Here is a 2,997-nt window from a genome sequence, read left to right as displayed (position 1 = left end):
GATGTTTTCTTGAGGTGGAAGTGAGGGCGTGTTATAGGGTGCTGGCGCGGTCACAGACGAGCGTAGAGGACAGGGGACGGGTAAAATGTCGGCAGCAAGCATCGGGATAGAAGGGGCACTGGAGGCGCTTGACGGTGCTGCTGGCGTCGCATCTGTACGGGCATGGATGGAGCGCCATCGCGAGGCGTTGCTGGCACATCAGGACGGTCGCCGGATCAACTGGCGGGCATTGTGCGACTGGTTCGCCTCGGTCGGGTTGCAGAACGGCAAAGGCCAGACGCCGAGCATCCGCTGCGCCCAGCTGACTTGGTACCGGGTCGGGAAATGGCTTGAGCGACGGAATGAGCGTGCGGCGGAACGGGCCGCCGAAGCCCTGCGCCTGGAAGCAGAACGCGAGAGCGAAAAGGCGGTCATTCAGGCGGAAATTCGCCAGCGGCGCGAGGCGGAAGCCGCCGAGCAGGCCGCCCTGCACGACAGGATGGAAAAGACAGAAAGGGCGGCGGCATGGCGGCGCGAGGAAGCCGCCCGCGTGGCGGAACACAACCAGCGCGTTAAGGCAGAAGCCGAAGCACGAAAGGCGCGGGCGGCCACTGTCGCCAATCCGCAGTCAACAGCAGGACACAATGCTGCCGCGCTGACTGGCGACACGCCGCTCGTCACCCTTGATCTGCCGAAAATCGTAGGGGTGTCGTATCGCGCCTATGAGCCGTTCGACCCCACCCTGCCGCCAATTCGCAAAGGCGAAATCAACCCCCTGAGTGGGAACGCATGGAAGTTTGGCGACGATCTGCCGGGCTATCCCAGCAAGCGGGGTTACGAATTCGAAGATGACTGGCTGAAAGATGTAGGCCGCCTTATAAATGCCCAGCACGAAACGACCCGCTCCATGACTGAGGAAGAAAAATTCGTCTACCGGGTCGCGCGTGCCAGACGACACCTCTGAGCCATAAGCATGCACACAGCGTCACAACGGAATGAGCGACAATGAGGGAGACGGACATTGTGTCCGTCTCTCATCAGAAGGTCTCATTCTATGGCTGACACCAGCAAAGCACCCACTCATGCCCCTCGCGCTCTATGGCGCATAGGTCGTGGTCGCAGTGGCGGCAGTTTGGGCTGCGCCGTTATCGCGCGACACGCCATCGGGCTAGGACGCAAGGTGCTTGTCGCTGATGGCGACATCAATAACCCGATGCTTTCGCGGATATATCCCCCCAATGGGCCACATGGGGTTGAACGCCCTGCTGACGCGACACTTGAAACCTGCAAGGTCTGGCTAGCCGATACATTAGCGCTGGCGCTAAAGAAGAATGCCTCGGTGGTTATCGATATGGGCGGCGGCGACAGGATTAGCGAGGAACTTGCGGCGGAATCAGATCTTGGGCACTTTCTCGCTGCATCAAACCTGATTCCGACCTACGCCTATTTTACCGGGCCAGAACGGGATGACTTCGAACACATGCATCGCATCTGGAGTAGCGGCGCATTTCAGGGCGGAACAAGCCTGCTCTTCCTGAATGCAGGCCTACAACGCAACGCTAGTCGTGCAGTAGATCCCTTCGAATGGCTGCGCGAAGATTCCCGGATGCTCGCTATGTTTGAAGCTGGCGTCATCCCCATCGACATGCCCGCGCTCACAGCCATGAAATATATTGAAGAGGAAGGACTGACTGTATTCGAGGCAATTGCCAATAAAACGGGACAGTCAGGACGCCCCCTTAACCCTCTTTGGGTCCATATGGCTCAGAAATGGCTGAAGGACTTCACCACCAATCTGACCAAGGAAGGCGCTGACGAATGGATGCCATAAGTCATTCCATCAGCAGAACGCCGGAAGAGGAAGCGCGACAGCGCTTCCTTGCCAGCCTCCACGATGCGGGCATCGATCTGAATAGCCCGCTGGGGTTCCTGCTGGCCCGCTTGGGCGATGCGACAGCAGAAACCTGCCAGAGCCTGAACACGGCTGCCGCACGGATAGCAGCCGCCGAAAACACAGCACAGACCAGTCTGGCGCAGCTCCGTGCAGACCTGGCGAACGGACTGGAAGCTGTGCGGGCAATCCGCTCGGCAGGGGAACAGCGGATCAAGTTGGAGGAGGAACGGCTCAAACAGCATCAACAGGTGACCATCGACAAGATGATCGCCTCAATCATGGGAGGGCTGAAAACGGAGCTGTATGACCGGCTGAAACAGCAGATGCCCCATCACGAACGAGAGTTCTACCGGGCGACACGCTGGAAAGCGATTTCACGTCTGGCCGTAGCCGGGGCACTGCTTTTCTGTGGGGGACTGCTGGCACATTATGCAGTGGTGTCGCATACGCTGGAACGGGCGCGCTACTGTGAGGGCCATAGCTACGTTACAGAAAGCGGACAGGCTTGGTGTGATCTCACACCCTTGCGTATCCCGACCCAGAACCAGAACTAATTTTTTGTGTCCAAAATGGCGCGCGTTCAGCGCGCGCCATATCCACCAATTCAGAACGGAATTTCGTCCACCGGGCCAGCGCTGCCATAGGCAGGAGCAGCCTGCCCGCTCCCAGAGGCAGAGCCATAATGACCGCCCGCATCGCTGTCCGGGCGGCCATCAAGCAGAACCAGCTCGCCACGGAAGCGGTCAACGATCACTTCGGTGGTGTAGCGTTCCTGCCCGCCCTGATCGGTCCATTTACGGGTCTGCAACGCGCCTTCAAGGTACACCTTGCGGCCTTTGCGCAGGAAGCGTTCGGCAACATCGGCCAGCCGGTCGTTAAAAATGACAACACGGTGCCATTCGGTCCGCTCGCGCTTTTCGCCAGAGGCCCGGTCGTTCCACGTGTCGCTGGTGGCAAGAGAGAAAGAAACAATCTTCTGACCGCTCTGCGCATGACGCACCTCGGGGTCTTTACCCAGATTACCGACCAGAATGACCTTGTTAACGCTGCCTGACATTTGCCTGTTCCACTAAAAATATTGAGAAAAATATCACTGATCTGAGGGGCGATTTAAGCGGCTTTCA

The 2,997-nt window shown here is 58.7% G+C and carries 4 protein-coding genes; 3 read left to right on the top strand and 1 reads right to left on the bottom strand.

Translation table 11 applies throughout. The features are described from left to right. Positions 1-85: 85 nt before the first annotated feature. From GOB83_RS14550 to GOB83_RS14540, 3 genes are all read left to right on the top strand, one after another. Positions 86-943, top strand: a complete 858-nt coding sequence (locus tag GOB83_RS14550) for a hypothetical protein (RefSeq protein WP_165926619.1) — start codon at positions 86-88, stop codon at positions 941-943. 90 nt (positions 944-1,033) lie between these two features. Continuing rightward, positions 1,034-1,810: a hypothetical protein gene (locus tag GOB83_RS14545; protein WP_165926618.1), complete on the top strand. Its 777-nt coding sequence runs from the start codon at positions 1,034-1,036 to the stop codon at positions 1,808-1,810. Beyond that, positions 1,798-2,427 (top strand): hypothetical protein, encoded by a 630-nt coding sequence (locus tag GOB83_RS14540; RefSeq protein WP_165926617.1) that lies wholly within the window; start codon positions 1,798-1,800, stop codon positions 2,425-2,427. Before GOB83_RS14545 ends, GOB83_RS14540 begins: the two co-directional genes overlap by 13 nt. Before the next feature lie 50 nt (positions 2,428-2,477). Here GOB83_RS14540 and ssb read toward each other — a convergent pair whose 3' ends face one another. Beyond that, entirely contained in the window at positions 2,478-2,930 is a 453-nt protein-coding gene (gene ssb / locus GOB83_RS14535; RefSeq protein WP_165926616.1) for a single-stranded DNA-binding protein, read from the bottom strand. Positions 2,931-2,997: the final 67 nt, after the last annotated feature.

The organism is Acetobacter fabarum, from assembly GCF_011516925.1.
GTDB classification, from domain to species: Bacteria; Pseudomonadota; Alphaproteobacteria; order Acetobacterales; family Acetobacteraceae; genus Acetobacter; species Acetobacter fabarum.
The sequence above is the reverse complement of the archived record's forward strand: the minus strand, read 5'-3'. Positions and strand labels throughout refer to the sequence as shown.